17 protein-coding genes, 5 tRNA genes and 1 other RNA gene are annotated in these 18,437 nt (G+C 37.1%); 5 read left to right on the forward strand and 18 right to left on the reverse strand.

Annotation, left to right across the window (positions count from 1 at the left end; all coding sequences use genetic code 11):
- Positions 1-20: 20 nt before the first annotated feature.
- On the reverse strand, positions 21-1,070 hold the full coding sequence (locus ACNSTQ_RS02405; RefSeq protein WP_418198557.1) for a M42 family metallopeptidase: 1,050 nt from the start codon (positions 1,068-1,070) through the stop codon (positions 21-23).
- A gap of 91 nt (positions 1,071-1,161) precedes the next feature.
- On the opposite strand from ACNSTQ_RS02405, the gene ACNSTQ_RS02410 reads away from it, so the two are divergent.
- Positions 1,162-2,037, forward strand: a complete 876-nt coding sequence (locus tag ACNSTQ_RS02410) for a hypothetical protein (protein WP_418198262.1) — start codon at positions 1,162-1,164, stop codon at positions 2,035-2,037.
- Here the strand turns inward: ACNSTQ_RS02410 and ACNSTQ_RS02415 are convergent.
- The 8 genes from ACNSTQ_RS02415 to ACNSTQ_RS02450 form a co-directional block, all read right to left on the reverse strand.
- Positions 2,026-3,579, reverse strand: a complete 1,554-nt coding sequence (locus ACNSTQ_RS02415) for a rhomboid family intramembrane serine protease (RefSeq protein WP_418198263.1) — start codon at positions 3,577-3,579, stop codon at positions 2,026-2,028. The genes ACNSTQ_RS02410 and ACNSTQ_RS02415 overlap by 12 nt on opposite strands.
- 4 nt (positions 3,580-3,583) lie before the next feature.
- Positions 3,584-4,333: an HAD family hydrolase gene (locus tag ACNSTQ_RS02420; RefSeq protein ID WP_418198264.1), complete on the reverse strand. Its 750-nt coding sequence runs from the start codon at positions 4,331-4,333 to the stop codon at positions 3,584-3,586.
- Positions 4,334-4,446: 113 nt separating this feature from the next.
- Positions 4,447-4,644: a sodium:proton antiporter gene (locus ACNSTQ_RS02425; protein WP_418198265.1), complete on the reverse strand. Its 198-nt coding sequence runs from the start codon at positions 4,642-4,644 to the stop codon at positions 4,447-4,449.
- Positions 4,645-4,700: 56 nt separating this feature from the next.
- The gene (locus tag ACNSTQ_RS02430) at positions 4,701-5,660 is read right to left on the reverse strand and encodes an L-lactate dehydrogenase (RefSeq protein ID WP_418198266.1); all 960 of its coding nucleotides are present in this window, start codon (positions 5,658-5,660) and stop codon (positions 4,701-4,703) included.
- A 111-nt stretch (positions 5,661-5,771) separates the two neighbouring features.
- Positions 5,772-6,782, reverse strand: coding sequence for a ThiF family adenylyltransferase (locus ACNSTQ_RS02435; protein WP_418198267.1), 1,011 nt, complete (start codon positions 6,780-6,782; stop codon positions 5,772-5,774).
- A gap of 63 nt (positions 6,783-6,845) precedes the next feature.
- The gene (locus ACNSTQ_RS02440) at positions 6,846-7,562 is read right to left on the reverse strand and encodes a 5-formyltetrahydrofolate cyclo-ligase (RefSeq protein ID WP_418198268.1); all 717 of its coding nucleotides are present in this window, start codon (positions 7,560-7,562) and stop codon (positions 6,846-6,848) included.
- Between the two features lie 9 nt (positions 7,563-7,571).
- The gene (gene rpmG / locus ACNSTQ_RS02445) at positions 7,572-7,721 is read right to left on the reverse strand and encodes a 50S ribosomal protein L33 (protein ID WP_045485842.1); all 150 of its coding nucleotides are present in this window, start codon (positions 7,719-7,721) and stop codon (positions 7,572-7,574) included.
- 83 nt (positions 7,722-7,804) lie between these two features.
- Positions 7,805-9,781: a glycoside hydrolase family 15 protein gene (locus tag ACNSTQ_RS02450; RefSeq protein ID WP_418198269.1), complete on the reverse strand. Its 1,977-nt coding sequence runs from the start codon at positions 9,779-9,781 to the stop codon at positions 7,805-7,807.
- A 337-nt stretch (positions 9,782-10,118) separates the two neighbouring features.
- Between ACNSTQ_RS02450 and ACNSTQ_RS02455 the strand changes: the two genes are divergently transcribed.
- Together ACNSTQ_RS02455 and ACNSTQ_RS02460 are read left to right on the forward strand one after the other, a co-directional pair.
- Positions 10,119-10,475, forward strand: coding sequence for a hypothetical protein (locus tag ACNSTQ_RS02455; protein ID WP_418198270.1), 357 nt, complete (start codon positions 10,119-10,121; stop codon positions 10,473-10,475).
- Between the two features lie 20 nt (positions 10,476-10,495).
- Positions 10,496-10,984 (forward strand): hypothetical protein, encoded by a 489-nt coding sequence (locus ACNSTQ_RS02460; RefSeq protein WP_418198271.1) that lies wholly within the window; start codon positions 10,496-10,498, stop codon positions 10,982-10,984.
- Positions 10,985-11,036: 52 nt separating this feature from the next.
- Here ACNSTQ_RS02460 and ACNSTQ_RS02465 read toward each other — a convergent pair whose 3' ends face one another.
- The 4 genes from ACNSTQ_RS02465 to sodA form a co-directional block, all read right to left on the reverse strand.
- Positions 11,037-13,064: a peptidoglycan D,D-transpeptidase FtsI family protein gene (locus tag ACNSTQ_RS02465; RefSeq protein ID WP_418198272.1), complete on the reverse strand. Its 2,028-nt coding sequence runs from the start codon at positions 13,062-13,064 to the stop codon at positions 11,037-11,039.
- A gap of 169 nt (positions 13,065-13,233) precedes the next feature.
- A non-coding RNA gene (ssrS, locus tag ACNSTQ_RS02470) (6S RNA) lies at positions 13,234-13,410 on the reverse strand.
- 75 nt (positions 13,411-13,485) lie between these two features.
- A complete protein-coding gene (locus tag ACNSTQ_RS02475) occupies positions 13,486-14,772 on the reverse strand; it encodes an MFS transporter (protein ID WP_418198273.1) in 1,287 nt (428 codons plus the stop codon).
- A 133-nt stretch (positions 14,773-14,905) separates the two neighbouring features.
- Complete coding sequence (sodA, locus tag ACNSTQ_RS02480) at positions 14,906-15,517, reverse strand: superoxide dismutase SodA (RefSeq protein ID WP_418198274.1); 612 nt, start codon at positions 15,515-15,517, stop codon at positions 14,906-14,908.
- Positions 15,518-15,793: 276 nt separating this feature from the next.
- Here sodA and ACNSTQ_RS02485 point away from each other — a divergent pair, with 276 nt between their 5' ends.
- The gene (locus tag ACNSTQ_RS02485; RefSeq protein WP_418198275.1) at positions 15,794-16,618 is read left to right on the forward strand and encodes an undecaprenyl-diphosphate phosphatase; all 825 of its coding nucleotides are present in this window, start codon (positions 15,794-15,796) and stop codon (positions 16,616-16,618) included.
- Between the two features lie 112 nt (positions 16,619-16,730).
- Here ACNSTQ_RS02485 and ACNSTQ_RS02490 read toward each other — a convergent pair.
- The 5 genes from ACNSTQ_RS02490 to ACNSTQ_RS02510 form a co-directional block, all read right to left on the reverse strand.
- Positions 16,731-16,823, reverse strand: a tRNA-Ser gene (locus ACNSTQ_RS02490).
- A gap of 18 nt (positions 16,824-16,841) precedes the next feature.
- Positions 16,842-16,918: transfer RNA gene (locus ACNSTQ_RS02495), tRNA-Ile, on the reverse strand.
- A 5-nt stretch (positions 16,919-16,923) separates the two neighbouring features.
- Positions 16,924-16,999 (reverse strand) — tRNA-His (locus ACNSTQ_RS02500).
- 23 nt (positions 17,000-17,022) lie between these two features.
- A tRNA-Met gene (locus tag ACNSTQ_RS02505) sits at positions 17,023-17,099 on the reverse strand.
- Between the two features lie 8 nt (positions 17,100-17,107).
- Positions 17,108-17,183 (reverse strand) — tRNA-Asn (locus ACNSTQ_RS02510).
- A 337-nt stretch (positions 17,184-17,520) separates the two neighbouring features.
- Here ACNSTQ_RS02510 and ACNSTQ_RS02515 point away from each other — a divergent pair.
- Positions 17,521-18,327, forward strand: coding sequence for a DUF1189 domain-containing protein (locus ACNSTQ_RS02515; protein ID WP_418198276.1), 807 nt, complete (start codon positions 17,521-17,523; stop codon positions 18,325-18,327).
- Positions 18,328-18,437 lie beyond the last annotated feature (110 nt).

Here is an 18,437-nt window from a genome sequence, read left to right on the forward strand (position 1 = left end):
TGATATGAATATATGAATTGTTAATTCATCGGTGACAGGATGTAGTGATAAATTAATTTATATGTGTTTTCGAGCGAATCAACGTGTGTACGTTCATGTGCATGAGAGGCATCGATTCCAGGACCGACTAGACCGTGTACAATATCGTGCCCCGAGCGAATCGCAGCAGAAGCATCTGAACCATAGAATGGGTAAATGTCAACAGCATAGTTTAATTGATGTTCCTTAGCAATTTTGACTAACTTTTTTCTAAACCCAATGTTATAAGGCCCGCTAGAATCTTTTGCACAAATGGAAACACAGTGCTCAGTTGTCGTTTGCCCATCTCCTATCGCTCCCATATCCACTGCTAAATACTCCACGGTTTCCGTAGGAATATTAGAGTTGCCACCATAGCCAATTTCCTCATTATTTGAAATTAAGAAGTGCGTCGTGTATGGTAACTGACGTTGTTCTTCGATCATGCTTCTAATTGTGTTCATTAAGATGGCGACACTCGCTTTATCATCAAGGTGACGCGATTTCACAAACCCATGATCAGTCACTTGAAATCGAGGATCAAATGAAACAAAATCCCCTACTTCAATTCCTAATTCGCGGACTTCTTCTGCATTTGTTACAGGTGCATCAATCCGTACTTCTATATTCTTTTCATCTCGTTTTACGTCACCTGCATTTTTATAAACATGAACAGACGATTGATGGATAAGGATTGTACCGGTAAATTCCTTGCCTTCACTCGTTTCGATTTTACAGTACTCTCCTTCAACTGCATTCCATCGAAACCCACCGATCATTGTTAAATTTAACCGGCCATCACTCTTTATTTCTTTTACCATTGCTCCCAATGTATCAACATGAGCGGTTAACATCCGGTGTTCATTATCATTTTGACCCGGAAGAGTGACAATAAGGCCGCCTTTTCGATTTCTTTTCATTTCTACACCTAGTGGCCTTAACCACTCTTCAACTGCAGCAATGACTTTCTCTGTATTTCCCGAAGGACTCGGGATGTTTACAAGTAGTTCAAGAGTATCAACAACGTTGTTAATATTGAGTTTTTCCAAAATAAATTCCCCATTTCATCTTTATTTATCATATTCGTTCAATTCATCACATAAAAATTACAGAATAAAAGGCTGTCCACTGGAGGTAGCATAAATGATTAAGAAAATGATTATGATTGGGATATTCACTTTCATTACTGCCATTATTTTATTTATTGTCTTTAATCAGAAACCCGCTTATTTAGAAGCTCTTACATTTGAGCCCATTGACGAGAAAGTAGAATATATTCATGCCGATACTTCACTTCAATTTTTAACAATTGAAGATGAAGATGAGTATACAATTGACTGGAGTACTTCATCCCAGCTAAATCAAAAAGCCTATTTAAGAAAAGATATATCTTTTTTATTTGAAGATGGCAGATTAACTCAAGTGATGTCTAAGTGGGAGAAAAATAGACATGAAATGAATAATCGAAAATCGATTAACGGTGAGGATAGCGGGCACTTTCAAGCCATCTCTTTTCATCATTCAGAAATTCATTATCCCAATGATGAAATCAAAAGTCGGTTAACCATCAGTTGTGATGATTTATACGTGATCGACTCACCATTGGCTCCAATTCACTCTTTTAAAGTTCCTACTAATGAAAAAGAAATAGAAGGAAAGAGGATTCTCGATTATATTGTTGAGCAACAGCTTGCGTATATTTGGAAAGACATGTTAAGAGAATATAACATCAATCCAAACAATTATTTAGCATTCCCACTAACGAGTCTTTGTGAATATAAGGAAACCCCTCTTCCAAACTTGAATGAAGATCAAACCACTTTTGTCACTCATAAAATTTGGGAGAGTATATACCATGAATACTTTTCAGGTATTCAAGAGGATCATGGTGCAGAAATTAAACCTGTAGGAAGTACCGTACCACTCATTTTACTCTCCAATAATAACGATCATTTTATCATTCTTTTTCAAACCGAAAAAGGAGAAAAAATTCAGCATATAAAAATTCTACCGTTCTAGCTTTTCTCTCAACTGAACATAAGGCTCTTCAGTCGGTGAATAAATTAATGCTTGCTCTACGGCTTGAAGAGCTTTATCTTCTTCTTCGAAATGTACATAAATCAGTGCTAAGTTATAGTGGGCTTCATGAAATTCAGGCCGCATTTCAACAGTACGTTTAAAATTCTTCTCTGCTTCTTCATATTTATTAAGGTGAACCTCAGTGTATCCTAACAAAAAGTAAAGTTCAGGGATGTCTAACTGTCTCTCTTGTACAGTTAATAAAAGTGAGTATGCCTTTTCATACTCGTTTTCCTCTAGTAACTCCTGAGAAAGTTGTAAATGTACGATTGGAGCCCCAGCTTTTTGGTCATTCATCATGCCGAACAAAAATAACCCGTATCCTACAGCAACTACTACACCGAGAAGGAACAATTGTCTTATTTTAAAACGTTGCTTTGGTAGCTGCACAACGAAAGAAGCTAAAAATCCGCCAACTAACCCGCCAATATGAGCACCATTATCTATCATTGGAACTAGAAATCCTAACGATAGGTTAATGATAAGAATAACGATGACACTCATACCCATCGTTCGAAAAAATAACTTGCGATGATTAATTCCAAAATGCAATAAAGCTCCAAAGCAACCAAAAATTGCCCCGGATGCCCCAGCTGCCACTTGATCATTAAAAGCAAAGCTAGCAATGGATCCAAACAAGCCAGCAATGATATAGATAAATAAAAAACGCCAACTCCCAAAGATCCTCTCAACTGCACTACCTAAATAAAATAGAGCCAATGAATTCATAAAAAAATGAAGAAAACCAATATGTAAAAACATCGCTGTAAAAAGGCGCCAATATTCCCCGCCCTCAATGAGTGGATTATACTTTGCCCCAAATTCAACTAATGTCAAAATTCTCATACTCCCGCCATTTAACTCAAGTAGAACAAACATAACAGCAACTGAAAGGAGTAAGAGATAAGTAAAAAACGGCTTCCCAAATTTAAAAATCGCCTGTTCCGCTTGCAAACGCTCTTCTGCTTTCTGTAGAACTTCATTTCTTAAAGTTTTAATACGATCTTCTATATCTTCAATAGCATAAAAATCGTTAGACAAACCATTCAATTGAGGGATGTTTAAATCGAGTTTTAACCGGTCTAGTTCCCTAGCTTTATTCTCATCGTCTGTTTCTATTAAATATGTGTGCATCACAGTTTTTTCTTGAGCTATCGTTAGAGGCTCGTTTATTAAATGCTCCCATGAGTCCACCGGGCTATAAGTAGAAACATATATATTTTCTCCTATTACTTTGCGAAAGCTGAGTTGTCTGCGCAGACCATTGAACTTTACTAACGTATTGTGCATTTCTTCTTTTAACCGATTACTCCAATTCACATCTTTTCGAACAACTCGCAGTATTTTAGGTGACTGACGAACTTCTTCTTCTAACCATATCTCATTCATATTTGGATTGACTTCAATCACTCGATAACCTTTTTGGGTGACAAGATGGTGGACTAGTTGCCAGTAAAATAAATCATGCTGCAAAACATCCATTTTCTCACCCTTTCATCGACTGGTCACTTTTTATAAGGTCCAACACTTCCATTAATTCACTGCACGTTGCATATGGTTCATGGCTCGTATTGGCTGGTATTCCTCTCGTATTTAAATAGATTGCATCCCAACCCGCATCGATTGCACCACATATATCATGTTCCCAAGAATCCCCTATAAATAACTTCCCATTCGTTTCACCTAATTTTGTGATTGCTAAATCAAATATGTCACGACTTGGCTTTGCTATACCAAGCTCTTCAGAAACAAAAACTTGCTCATTGCCGATAAAACTAGCTAACCCAATTTTTTTTATTTTCCGATACTGTGTATCCGCTGTACCGTTCGTTATAATTCCGACTTTAATGTTTCTTTCTTTAAGTTCATTCATTAAGTCCAGTAAACCTTCAAATGGTTCACTAAATAAGTCAACAATATCATAGTAATGGGCATGAAAGTGGTCTGCTTCCTCGTCAGAGTATGGCAAATCAAATGTTTTCATCGTATCATGATACCGTAAGCGCCGATACGTTTTTGCAGTCACTTTATTGGTTTCAAATTGCTTCCAGTATAAATCGCTATTATTCTTAAAGGTCTTAAACCATATTGGAACATCGATTGGGCTTTCAATTCTTTTTTCGTTAAGCCACTGTTCTTGGAGTGTTTCAAAGCAAAAGCATATTGCCTTTTCAAAGGCATCTTCATGACTGAACAACGTATTATCTAAATCAAAACAAATTGTTCTCCAACGCATAGCCAACCTCCTCCTTACCATATTATATCAATTCTTAGATTATCCTTCATCTTTTAGCCAAAATAGCACGGAGGCACTGTCAAACTGACAGTGCCTCCAAACAATTAAATTAATTATTGGTTATTTACGGTACCCGATCTAGAACCAAACATCATTTCTGACATAAACTTTTGACGTAAGCCAGGAATTTTCATTGTCCATTTTACAGCCGATTTTCTAATCCATCTTTGGCCAAGTAGGGCATTTAAAATACGATAACGAAAGCGATAAACAAAATAGACAATTATAAGCATAAATAAACGAGATATCAACTAGATCTCCTCCTTTGCTCATAATTTGCCTATTTTAAGTGTCAATTATTCGATATCTATTTATTAAAGTTTAATACAGGCTCCATCGCTTTCTTTAATACGGATGCAGAATGTTGAAGCTTTTCTTTTTCTTCTGCATTTAAATCTAATTCCACTACTTCTCGAACACCATTTCGGTTAACAATCGCAGGTACACCAATATAAATGTCATCTAGATCATACTGTCCTTCAAGTAACGCCGAGACCGTTAGGATTGAATTCTCGTTTCGTAAAATAGATCTTGTTAATCGAACGAGCCCCATGGCAATTCCATAGTAGGTAGCTCCTTTGCGTTCAATAATATGATATGCAGCATCACGGACATTAATAAAAATTTCATCAAGTCCTTCTTTAGTTATCTTTGATTGCTCATCTTCAACATAGCGTAAAATAGGCCTTCCTCCAATATCGGCATGACTCCAAATTGGAAGTTCTGTATCACCGTGCTCGCCCATAATATACGCATGAACATTTCTAGAGTCTACATCGAAATACTCCCCTAACAAGAAACGAAATCTAGCTGTATCTAGTATAGTTCCCGAACCAATGACCCGTTCTTTTGGTAAACCTGAAAATTTCCACGTTGCATAAGTTAAGATATCGACTGGGTTGGTTGCGACAAGAAAAATCCCATTGAACCCAGAATTCATGACTTCAGAAACTATTTTATGAAAAATGGCTGTATTTTTTTCAACTAAGTCAAGGCGAGTTTCACCAGGTGCTTGATTGGCTCCAGCTGTGATCACTACGATATCGGCATCTTTACAATCGGCATATGTTCCTGCCCATATCTTCATAGGCGATGAAAAAGGTAAGCCATGATTTAAATCCATCGCATCTCCTGCAGCCTTTTCTTTATTTAGATCAATTAAGACCATTTCATCAGTAACACCTTGATTAAGAAGTGCATAGGCGTAACTTGAACCTACAAACCCTGTACCGATGATAACTACACGACTACTTTTTAAGTTGTCCACTAGTATGCCACCCTTCGTTTAGTATAACCTTCCCATTAAATTGTACATTATTTCACAAACATTTTTTGCAGATGAAAACGGTCTCAACGTGGCAATTTTGTTACATTATGGCTATAATCCAATATACTTGGAATATATAGCTTTTGCCTTAACAACATCTTCAGTTCCTTGTATGAGCGCACGTCCATCTGTAAATAAGACGATTTTTTCACCTTCACCTAATTGAGCCCTGAGTAAGAATGGTGTTTTTTGGACAGTAGCTACTTTACTTAGTCGAGTTTCCCAATCGTTTAAGTCAAATGTTTTCCTCATATGAAACTGAACCGTTTCACGCCCACAAAGTGATGTCACCTCGTCTTTATTCATTTCTAAAGCCGGATACTTTTTTTGTTGGCACGTTGGGCATTCTTTTTCCGGGGAAGTAAATTTAAGTTCATATGTATGATGTCGCCAAACATCAAAAGTAATTAGACTGCGGCGCTGTTCTTTTGCTCCAACTAAATATTTCATCGCTTCAACTACTTGATAAGATGCAACTATATCTACCACTGGAGAAATAACACCAATCATATCACACGTTTGCCCGCCAGTTTCTCCTTCTTTAATAAAACAACGTAAACAAGGAGTTTCGCCTGGCACAAATAAGGCGGACATTCCTCTTGAGCTCACTGCTCCTCCATAAACAAAAGGAATTCCTTTCTTGAAACAAATGTCGTTTAGAAGAAAGCGGGTTTGGAAGTTGTCGGTACCATCCAGCACAATGTCCATACCTTGTATGAACTCATCTATATTATGCAATGTAACATCGCTAACTATTCCTTCTACTTTTACATCAGAATTAATAAGTGACAATTTTTGTTCAGCTGCAACTGCTTTTGGAAGTGCTTCTTCCACATCTTTTTCCGTGAAAAGCATTTGCCTTTGTAAGTTACTTTTTTCTACATAATCTCTATCAATTACTCGTACAAATCCCACACCCGCACGAACGAGATGATTGGCTAACACGGTACCAAGTGCACCCATCCCGACGATCAACGCATGACTTTGAGAGAGTTTTCTTTGCCCTTCTTCGCCAATTGGAGAAAATAACATTTGTCTAGAATAACGTTCATTTACATCCATTTTTTTCACCTAACTTTACTTGATCTTTGTCTGCTAATAACAATACACCTTATTGATAAATAATCAACACTTATACACCTGGTTTTCTGTTACAATCATTTGAACGGGAACATCAAAAGATTCTAATGGTATTTCACTTACCAACTGCTCCTCAAAAGCAAGTGCACATGTGTTACCTTTATAATGGTCTAAGTAACGGTCATAATATCCGCCTCCATAACCAAGTCTATTTCCTTTTCTATCAAAAGCTACGCCTGGTACTATAATTAATTCAATATCTTCGCGACGATAAGGGAAACAAACCGTTTCTTTTGGTTCTTTTAATTGAAAATAAGTATTTTCAAGTTCATCAAAGCTGGAAATTTGAAAAAATACCATTTCTTTTTTTTTCGGATACGTTTTGGGGACAACTACTTTTTTTCCTTCTGTCCAAGCTTTTTTAATAATTTGATATGTATCTACTTCATTTCCTCTAGAAATAGTGATTGCAATTGTACTCACTTCTTTCCATAAAGAAGTTGAACTCAGATGTTCTTGTATTTTTTCACTCTTGGTTTTATGTTCTATTGCACCCATTTCCTTTAACTTATTTTTTACGACAGTACGTAATTCTTTCTTTATTTGCAAAAGTACCACCACCAAGTCGAAGTTATTATTAAATAAAAGCTGCGTTAGATTATACTGTTGATATCCGTTGATTTTACTGCGCTTAAATATAAAATATACAGACAAACAAAAAAGACCGCAAATCCTAAGTATATAGGTTTTTTGCGGTCTCATTTGATTACCTTACTTCGTTTCACGATGTAAAGTGTGTTTCTTAAGTCTTGGGCTATATTTTTTTAGCTCAATACGCTCAGGGTTTGTGCGTTTATTTTTAGTAGTGATGTAGTTACGATCACCAGTTTCAGTGCAAGCTAAAGTTACTTGTACGCGCATTATGTTCTCCCTCCAAACCTCTTGTTTTCATTCATACCTTTAAATGATAGCAAAGATATGCCAAGGTAGCAAGTGTATCTTTTTTACACTTTAAAAGAAAGTCGTCTAAACGCCTGATTATAGTCATTTATGACATCAATAAATGTTGCATGTGACCATGTAAGCGGGGCTACCGACAAAGGTTCACCTGTGTTTGGATGAATTTGTTCAGGAAGTAAACCACTGCTTAAAGAATGCTCACAAACCCATTGAAAAATCTCATAGGCTGGTTGAAGTTCTTCTATACTAACTGCTTTCAAGATATGCCATTTAGCAACCCATAATGTACAGATAATCCAAGGGTTTCCTGGTACTTCATGAATATCTTCTGTTTGTTTAAAATAAGTATCATTCTTATATCGTGCATAACCCCCTACATTTGTTTTCACTCTAAGTTGTTCGCTAATTACACTCATTGTTTGATTAACCTTTTCTTCCTTGGCATCATACATGCCAAAAGCAAACAGCCCGTAAAGACTGCTTTCAGGGGTTTGATCAACAATAATTTCACCTGTTGTTCCATCCTTATATAAACCTCGAAAAAATGTACCTGTATTCTCATCAAAAAGATACTTCTCTACAGCTTCTTTTATTCGTTTAGCACCTTGTTCATATCGCTCTGCGCTCTCTTTTTCACCTAATAGATTTGCAAATCGAGAAGCTGCCACTAAACCACCATAGACAGTACTAGCTGTAAACGTAAAAATTCCCCGTCTCTCTTCCCATAGATCATAGGAAGGAGAGGGAAGATTTAATTGTTCATCAATAAAGTTTAATATAAATTCTGCACTTGGACGAACAAGAGGACGGTATAGAGATTGAGCAAACTCGATATCACCAGTTGCTGCATAGTCTTCCCAGAACGCCCATAAAACAAGAGCTGTTTCATCTTCTTGTATGGGTAACTGTTCTTCACCACTTTCTCCAACTAGCGGATGCCAACTCGAGCCAATAGAACCGTCCGGATTATATTTATGAAATAAGTAACCCTCATCTGATAACACTTCACTACATCTTCTAAAGAAGTTACGAACCATCCCGTGATAACCAGCTTTAACCATTGCCTGTGCAATAAGGGCGCCATCTCTTGGCCACATATAGCTATAGTGGTCTTGGTTGTATTGAAGGATATCAGAATCATTAGCAGCAATAATATACCCGTTTTCATTCGTTTGAGTTCTGACAACTAGTAAGCTGCGTTTATATAAATTAATCATTTCTGGTGAAAAATTAGCCGTCAATACTTGTCCTTTATTAACCCAACTTTTCCAGTAAGTATGTATTTTATCTAAAGTTTGTTGACGTCCTGTCTCCATGACATAATCATTTAGAGCTTGTACCTCTTTTAACGACTTACCAACAGTCATCCAGTAGTAAGCTTCTTGTGTGGCGTTAGGTTCAAGCTCTCCCTCTAGCGAGAATGTACTATCGACAGACCCTTGAGCAATTGGATTAAAATGAAGTTGTCCATCTTCAGCATCACGAAAGGTGCCTTCTTGCTCATGGAAACGCTTGACACCTGTTGTATATTGCTTAATTCCACTATCACCAAGAGATCCGTTAAATAAGAAATAGCGATTTCTTTTATAATGAATCATTGTACGATCTTTAGGTGAAAAGAAGGCAGTATCCCCCACTTCATTTTCGTATATTGCAAGGTCTTGATGAAAGAACAATTTAATATGACGATGATGTTTAGATAGATTTTCTACAGAAAACTTCCGCATGAACACCATCTCACGTTGATGAACCCCTTCTTCAACACGTATAGCGATTTGTTGCTCTGGCAACACCGCTAGACTATTAGTAACAAGAGAGTCCTCATGATAGTTCGTTTGAATCGTCCAGTTTTCAGAATTTAACCAATAAAACGTATCATCAACACATACTCCAATTCGATTGGGATGACCTTGAACATGATTTTGGTGTCCGACAAAAGGGAAATAAATATCCCTAACCTGCAAGTCTTTATCAATATTAACGAGTAGTTTACCGTTCCCAACTACGAGCTCTCTAGGCACAATAAAAACCTCCTGCTTAACTTTTTTAGTACTTAACGACCTCTCTTATATAGAAATCAACTAATAGTGATTGAAAGGTATAATTTATTCCTCCTTAATCTTACTGAGCATCTTTTTTTGAGACAAGCAGTCTATTTTGTCTTTTCTTGTCACATGTACTAGGCATAAGGGATGCACATGACAAAAAAGTTTTTCGGCTATTTTCGCGAAAATCCTCTGTTTTTATGAAGAATTTTGGGTTATTATGGGAAACCTTGAAATGAAGTATTGACTTGGCATGTATAATAAAAAGAGGCACAAAAAATTTGAGCAAAGAAAGACGAGAGAGGGGATTTTTATGGAAGTCGTCATCATAGTACTTTTCGTCTTAGCAATTTTCTTACTAATAGCTTCTTTTTTCATAAAAGACCGTACAAAAGACCTCGAAAATCAATTAGAAAGTTTTTCGATGACTTTCATGCAAGAAATATATCAACTAAAGAAAAAGGTTACAATTTTAGAAGAAGAAATCTTATCAGGAAGTGATGAGGCGTACTTTACTCAGACGCTGAAAAAAAACACAACCAATGATCTTTTAAATGAAGTTGCAGCCTATTACGAAGCTGGGTATGCTATAGAAAAAATTGCGGAACTAACAACCCTATCAGAGAGTGAAGTCCTTGGATTGATTGCTACATATCAACAGAAGGAATGAAGATAGAAACGAGGGATATAATGGCGAAAAAAACGGTACAGGGAGTTGCAGCAGGAATTTTACTTGCTACTAGTGTATTTGCATATATGTACTTTTTTCAAACCACGCACATCGAAATCGAACAAGATGATATTGAAATACCTGAAATCGAATTAAGTAGTGAAGAAATGATGGATATCCTGAAAGATCAAGGCTTCATCGTTCTAGATGAGGAGGAATACGACCTCCTGTTAAAAGGAAAAGAAGAAGCTGAACGAGAAGACATAGCACTAGAGGAGGAAGTCGATCCTCAACCTCAAACGATCCATTATACCATTATCGAAATTCAAAGCGGGATGAGTAGTATGAACGTGGCAAATTATTTGGAAAAAGTAAATGTATTAGAAGACACAGAAGAATTCTTACAATTTCTACGTGACAATGAACTGACACAACAAATTAAAGCAGGTGAATTTGAATTAAATAGTACAATGACCGTTGAAGAGATTGCTTTGACGATTACACAATGATGGAAAAAAACGCATAGAAAGAGGCTGACATATTATTCCGTCAGCCTCTTTTTTAGTTCGATTCTTCTTCGTTATCCTCGTCTTCACCATCGCCCTCAGTTGGAAGATTGAATGAAGGATTTTGTCGATTTTCTTCTAATTCAAAAAATGCGTCCGTAACACCCTCTAATATATCTCTTGAGATGGTAGCATTTGTTCTTCTATTAACATTCGGAACAACTACTGCAACCGCTACTCTTGGATCATCAAACGGTGCATAAGCAACAAATGTTTGGTTATTCCCTTCTTTATTTAACACCTGAGCAGTACCCGTTTTACCTGCAAGTTGATATGGTTTATTTGCAAGAGCCCTACCTGTACCTCTAGACCCTGCAATTACTTGTCTGAAGCCTCTTTGCACATGCTTAATGTGATCATCATGCATTTCCACACGATTCATTACAGTCGGGGGAAATTGATTTATCACTTGGCCTAACTCTTGTTTTGAAGAACTAGGTTGTCTAATTTCTTTAACAAGTTGCGGCTTCATACGGTACCCATCATTTGCAATGGTTGAAACGTATTGCGCCAGTTGAAGCGGCGTATACGTATCAAACTGTCCAATGGCAAAGTCAAGTAAGTTACCTACCCGTTGCACACCACCATTTACCCCTATTCCTTCAGAAGGCAAATCGATACCTGTTTCAACACCTAGTCCAAATTGGTGAAGGTAATTTCGAAAGTCTCCATATGCTCCAGCTACATCATTCCAGCAACAATTTGAGCTATAATTAAACCCTGCAATCCTCATTACAATGTGGAACATGTATACGTTAGATGATCTCTCTAAAGCCGTTATACTGTTAATATTACCCATACGTGTTACAGACTGTTTGGTTTCACCACCAACTCGGATCGGCGCATCATGAATTATAGTATTAGGGTTTATTACACCTGCATGCAGACCAGCTAAAACAGTTGCTCCCTTTATAGTCGATCCCATCTCAAATGCTTTGTTAACAACACCGAAATGGTCAAAGTCATTACCTTCATACCCGGCCATGGCATAGATTTCCCCAGTTCTTGGATCCATCATAACAACGTAAGCAGCTGGATTTCGTAAATATGCCCCGCGATTTTTGTTAACTTCTCGTTGTAGTATTTCCTCAACTTGTTTCTGGAGCTCCATATCAATTGTCAGAACGAGATCATTTCCTCGTTGCCCTAATTTATCTAATGAAGTACCGATGACTGAGCCGCGACTCGTAATATTTTCTACTACTGCTTTTTCACCCCGTAAAGCCTGTTCATATTGAAGCTCAAGAAAACTTGTTCCAACGATGTCAGATCTTTCATACCCTCTTGATAAATAAAAATCTAAACTTTCTCTCGGAATTGAACCGGTACGACCGAAGAAGCTCTTAAATGTATCATCATAAACATATTTTCGTGTTGAATCGAGCAATATTTCAACTCCTGGTAAATCTGGCAGATGCTCAATGATTCCGTGTGCTTCTTCTTTTGTAAGACCCTGTTTTATTCTTTGAGGCGAGAGTGCATACCCTCGATCCATTTCACGCTTTATAGCTAATACCTTTTTCTCTTCTTCGGTAATTTCTGCTAAATCATTTTCCGTAATGCGGTCTAACGTCAATTGATATTCTTCATTGTTACTTAAACCTTTTCTCTCCTCGGAAGTTACCTTATCGAGTGCCTGTTCGCGTCGAGTTAAGATCCAATAATCTTTCATATCACGCTCAGTAATACTAGAAGTATCTAACTCAATATAATTTGTTAATCTCTCGGCAACCTCTAACTTTTCTTGTTCAGAAGGTCGTGGCGGCTGGGTATAGGTGAGTGAGAGTTGTTTTTCATTATCAACAACGATATTACCGTTGCGATCATACATAATACCTCTAGGCGCATCGATTCTCGTCGTAACATTACTCGTTCGCTCCAGTTCTCGGGTGAAATCTTCCCCTTGTACAATTTGAACCATACCTAATCTAAGAATAAGTGCAGAAAACAATATAAATACAGCAAAAAATAATAGATTCAAACGCGCTGGGATATGGTTTTTTTTCTTTTTTTGATTTGTCATTTCAATTTCCTCTCTATAGAGTTACTTCTCTTTAAATTCGCAGTTCAAAAAGGATGAACATCCTTTATATGAATTCAAAATAAAGGCCGACCCAATAGTAAAGTGTCAAGAACCTCTCCTATTGAGAAGCACAGACACTCTTGAGTCAGCCTCGTATGATTTTTTAAGTAAGAAACCCGCGTATGCCGTTGCCCTATTGTTTCAAGAACCTACACTCGTAGGTGGGTGTTCGCAAAAAATTCTCCAACTTCCAAAAATAGGCATGTTGTTAAATCTTTAATGTAGAACTCCCTTTTTATATCCACGGTTCGAAACAAGTAGAAGCTAACTAACACGGCAGGTTGTATTCTACAGTTATTATATCATAATAAATATGCAATTTTAAAGTTAAGATTTGCTTTCCCACACTTTTTCAACAAGTTTAGACAGACGTTCCCCCACTATCGCCCTCTCCTTTTTGCTGACGAGAGAAACTATAGGTTTCACCGCCTTTGTTAAGTGGTATCTTTACCTTTCTAACAAAGAAATAAATTACAAGGTGACCTGCACCTAGTATTAGAAAAAGTCCAGGTATTCCATGCTCTTCATTAAACACGGTAATCGTAAAGATGAAAGCAAGAACGGAAGTAATTCTTCCCGAATTTAAAAACAATTCTCGAACAACGATGTATTCAACTCGCATTTCTGCTGCCTTCCAGCCTTTTCCGATCACGTCATAAGTTAAAGAAACATAAGGAACAAGTAACATAGGGTAAGCAATGGATATGACGACTGCATATATAATGAGACGAGTAAAATTTAGATCTGTTATGATAATGAAAATAGCTAAGTAAAGAATCGTCCCACCTATCAATATTGATTTTTTTCGAAAAGACGGTTTCATAAGACGAGTCGCTAAAAAATAACAAATAAATGAAACCGCAGAAGCGACTAATCCATACGTACCAATTGCAAGTTCACTGCCTGTTGCGATATAAACCCACACGACGATTACAAAAACAAATGTTCCTTCTCTTAAACCTTGGAAGAAATGCGCATGAAGAATATGCCTCCAATTGTCATTCCGCTTTCGCTCTTTTAGCACAGAGAGAAAAGAAAAACTACCTGTTGCAGGTCGTCGTTTCAAAAATAAACTTGTAATAACCGCAATGACAAATAATGTTAAAGATATTCCAAAAATTATTTTATAACCGAAAAGTTTCTCCATCCTAGTAATAATAAAGCCTGCTAATATTGGACCAATCATCCCAGCAAATGAAGTTAGTAACCCCAAAAATCCATTAAAAAAATCCCTTGTTTCCGGCTCTGTAATTTCAAATGTTAATACATTAAATGCTAACCAATAAAACCCAAAACCAATTCCTAATAACGACCCTAACAAGATTAAATATTGGGCCGCATTTTCACCTAAAAATAGCACTGTAAAAAAGAAAACGGATAGGAAACTGACTCCTAGCCGCAACACGATAACCCGGTCGATTTTTTTTGCAAACCTTCCTGCAAGAATAAAGGTTATCGGCTGCATTACAACAGATGATAAATTATATAGAGCAATGTCAAGAAATTCACCAGATTGCTTCCATAAATAAACATTTACAAATGTGTTAGATAAAGCAATACTCAGAGCATACAGCCCTCCAATTGTTAATAGCAGGACTAAATCTCGGTTTACTTCTACATCACCAACTAATTTTTGCAACAGTTTCATGCCGTCACTACACCACCTTAGGTGTAGTTTGGCGATTTTCTATAAACGTTATGCAACAATTATCATGTACTGTCACCTTATATAACAAAACACCGCTAACTATATAGGTTAGCGGTGTTTCCATTATGATATATTATTTAGCTTGGCTATATAGCTTAGCTACTTCGTCCCAGTTTACTACATTCCAGAATGCATTAATGTAGTCTGGACGACGGTTTTGATAATTTAAGTAATATGCATGTTCCCATACATCTAAACCTAAGATTGGAGTTTTACCTTCCATGATAGGAGAGTCTTGGTTTGGTGTGCTCATTACTTCAAGCTCGCCGTTGTTAACAACTAACCAAGCCCAACCAGAACCAAAGCGAGTAGCTCCAGCTTTTGCAAACTCTTCTTTAAAGCTGTCAAGACTTCCGAATTTACTGTTAATCGCTGTTGCTAAATCACCAGTTGGTTCGCCACCGCCATTCGGGCTTAAAAGCGTCCAGAATAAAGAGTGGTTAGCATGGCCTCCGCCATTGTTTCTTACTGCTGTACGGATATTCTCAGGTACAGCGTCTAAGTTACTAATTAGATCTTCAATTGACTTGCTTGCAAGCTCATCATGACCTTCTAAAGCAGCGTTTAAGTTAGTCACATATGTGTTATGGTGCTTCCCGTGGTGGATATTCATTGTTTGCTCATCAATATGAGGCTCTAGTGCATTTGCAGCATAAGGTAATGCAGGTAATTCATGTTTTGCCATTTTAATTTCCTCCCTAAGCAATTGTCTTCAAATAAATGGTAAAGTAATCCAATGCAGTTAATAAATTTAAGCAACAGAAATGTTTACTAAGTTGCTCAATATTTACATTAACAAAAAAACGTATAACATGCAATTGATATGTATAATGTATTTAACTGCTATTTCAACTTTTCCACTTCATACATTTCCCTCATTTTTAAAATTATAATCAAAACATTCATATTTAACGGACAAACCCCATATTGTGAAATACATACAAATATGGGAGGTGTGAATTTGAACTGGTTTGAAGCTCTTCTACTAGGCATCATCCAAGGAATTTCAGAGTTTCTTCCGATCTCTAGTTCAGCACATTTGGTTATTGCTGAAAAGCTACTAGGTATTCAAGTGTCTACGAGCGACTTGACTTTCGAAGTCCTTCTACATGCAGCATCTTTACTAGCCGTCATTTGTTTTTTTTGGCGCGATTTACTTGAAATTATTAAAGACTTCTTTACTTACTTATTTTTCAAGAGCGAAAAAGCGAAAACAAACTATCGATTTGCCTGGCTTATTGTAGGCGCTACCCTAATTACCATGGGTGTTGGCAAAGGAATTGAAGGTTTGATAGGCGATAATATTACTCAAGCTTCAACAATTGGAGCCGCTTTAATTGTTACAGGATTGTTTTTAATACTGATTGAACACGGGATTAATGTAGGAAATCGTACGGTAAAAGAAATGACTTGGAAAGATTGTCTTATTATTGGGATCGGCCAAGCTCTGGCTGTTATACCAGGAATATCGCGAGCCGGCAGTACCTTAATTGTTTCACTTTGGTGCGGTTTGGATAAAAAAACAGCTGTTCGCTATTCTTTCTTACTTTCCATTCCTGTTATCTTAGGGATTACCATTTTAAAATTACCAGAACTAACGACAGAAACTTTCGCAGGAGTTGGGATTGAACTTGCCATCGCCTGTATCGCCTCATTTATCTTTGCAATTATCGGTATTAAGTGGTTGATCCAAATGCTAAATCAAGCTAAACTCACATACTTCGCTATCTATTGTATCGCCCTCGGAACGATTACGTGGATTTTCCTAAAAGACATTCAAGTATAAGAGTCGAGCTGAACAATAAAAACCTGTGTATGACGATACTTTTTAAATTTGAAAATAAAAAAGCTTATGATTGAATTCAAGATCAATCATAAGCTCATATTATGTAATGGTATGGCGGAGGAAGAGGGATTCGAACCCCCGCGCGGTTTAACCCGCCTGTCGGTTTTCAAGACCGATCCCTTCAGCCGGACTTGGGTATTCCTCCGTGTACTTCTATAGTTAATGGTGGACCCTGTAGGACTCGAACCTACGACCAATCGGTTATGAGCCGACCGCTCTGACCAACTGAGCTAAGGGTCCTTCAATGGGGCGGCTGATGGGAATTGAACCCACGAATGCCGGAATCACAATCCGGTGCGTTAACCACTTCGCCACAACCGCCATTATATAAAGTTTTTTAGAAATGGTAGCGGCGGAGGGAGTCGAACCCACGACCTCACGGGTATGAACCGTACGCTCTAGCCAGCTGAGCTACACCGCCAAAATAAATGGCTCCACAGGCAGGACTCGAACCTGCGACCGATCGGTTAACAGCCGATTGCTCTACCAACTGAGCTACTGTGGAATAATAAAGACAAATAATATTATAACTCAAAAAATCAACTTTAGTCAACACTGAAATCTGAAGTTCAAAAGGTGGTGACGAAAAGTAATATATCATAAACTGATATATTTGACAAGCTGTTTATGGAAAAAAAGTCGTCACCTAATTGAAACAGCTCTTCTCTTGTACCATTTTTTTTTCTCTTGTAAAATGTATGTTGGTAGTTATTTAATAGGTACGAATGCGTGAGTGTGTAGTGTTGATCTAGGTTGTGTGTGATCATTACACTCGAGAATTCACTAAGCTTAAATCAATACACATGAACACAAGCTAAATAAGAAGGAGTAGACATTATTAAATGAATATTTTTAAACAGCTGATTAAAAGTTTGTATTCCCCTAAGGATATCGCCGCATTTCGGTTCCAAGGGATTGGAAAAACCATTTTCTATGTATTCTTATTAATGGCGGTTGTTTCGATTCCCAGTGCAATTAATTTATCAACAACAGCTTATCAGGGTATTAACTATTTAGCTACATCTTTAGAGGAAGAGATACCGGATTTTGCTTTCCAAAATGGCGTTCTAACATCAGATATAACAGAGCCTTATATTGATGTGACTGAGGATGGTGTTTTTATCCTTGATCCTACAGGACATTTAACTGTCGGTGATATTTACGAATACGATAACGGTTTAGCCATGCTTGAACGTGAAGCAGTTATTATCACTGATGGGAAAGCAGAGACTTTTAGATACCGCGACCTAGGTAATTTAAACTTAACAAAAGAAGAAATAACAGGGTTAGTAAATGGTATAGCCGATGTACTTCCTGTCATTTTAACTGTTTTCTTATTAGTATTATACCTTTTCTTTACAGCAATGAAATTTATCGGGGTAACGGTATTAGCCTTATTTGGACTTATGTTAAAGAACAAAGCACAATTAAACTTAAAATACCGACATTTATGGATTTTATCTGCTTATACAGTTACACTTCCGACAGCTATATTTAATTTAACAGAGGCGTTTGGAATCATTATTCCATTTTCGCTCTTCTTCTATTGGGCTATTGCAATCTTCATGTTATATAAAGTTTTGCAATATGTTCCAAAGCCAAAAATTAGCCCGCAAAACGATGAAGCGAGTAACCCAACAAACAACTAAGCAAAAAACAAAAAACAGGCTGCTGAGTTCACTTCCCAGCAACCTGTTTTTTTCTAATTTAGATTACCTAACCTCTTTTACTTTAAAGTCTGATGTTTGCCACTACACAC

This window comes from Alkalihalobacterium sp. APHAB7 (assembly GCF_048323755.1).
Classification (GTDB): Bacteria; Bacillota; Bacilli; order Bacillales; family Bacillaceae_F; genus Alkalihalobacterium.

Bases quoted from the DNA above. Each gene is read 5' to 3' on its own strand.
- sodA (WP_418198274.1), bottom strand. From the start codon at position 15,517: ATGGCAAAACATGAATTACCTGCATTACCTTATGCTGCAAATGCACTA.
- ACNSTQ_RS02465 (WP_418198272.1), bottom strand. From the start codon at position 13,064: ATGACAAATCAAAAAAAGAAAAAAAACCATATCCCAGCGCGTTTGAAT.
- ACNSTQ_RS02415 (WP_418198263.1), bottom strand. From the start codon at position 3,579: ATGGATGTTTTGCAGCATGATTTATTTTACTGGCAACTAGTCCACCAT.
- ACNSTQ_RS02440 (WP_418198268.1), bottom strand. From the start codon at position 7,562: ATGAGACCGCAAAAAACCTATATACTTAGGATTTGCGGTCTTTTTTGT.
- rpmG (WP_045485842.1), bottom strand. From the start codon at position 7,721: ATGCGCGTACAAGTAACTTTAGCTTGCACTGAAACTGGTGATCGTAAC.
- ACNSTQ_RS02515 (WP_418198276.1), top strand. From the start codon at position 17,521: ATGAATATTTTTAAACAGCTGATTAAAAGTTTGTATTCCCCTAAGGAT.
- ACNSTQ_RS02475 (WP_418198273.1), bottom strand. From the start codon at position 14,772: ATGAAACTGTTGCAAAAATTAGTTGGTGATGTAGAAGTAAACCGAGAT.
- ACNSTQ_RS02410 (WP_418198262.1), top strand. From the start codon at position 1,162: ATGATTAAGAAAATGATTATGATTGGGATATTCACTTTCATTACTGCC.
- ACNSTQ_RS02420 (WP_418198264.1), bottom strand. From the start codon at position 4,333: ATGCGTTGGAGAACAATTTGTTTTGATTTAGATAATACGTTGTTCAGT.
- ACNSTQ_RS02460 (WP_418198271.1), top strand. From the start codon at position 10,496: ATGGCGAAAAAAACGGTACAGGGAGTTGCAGCAGGAATTTTACTTGCT.
- ACNSTQ_RS02435 (WP_418198267.1), bottom strand. From the start codon at position 6,782: ATGGATGTAAATGAACGTTATTCTAGACAAATGTTATTTTCTCCAATT.
- ACNSTQ_RS02455 (WP_418198270.1), top strand. From the start codon at position 10,119: ATGGAAGTCGTCATCATAGTACTTTTCGTCTTAGCAATTTTCTTACTA.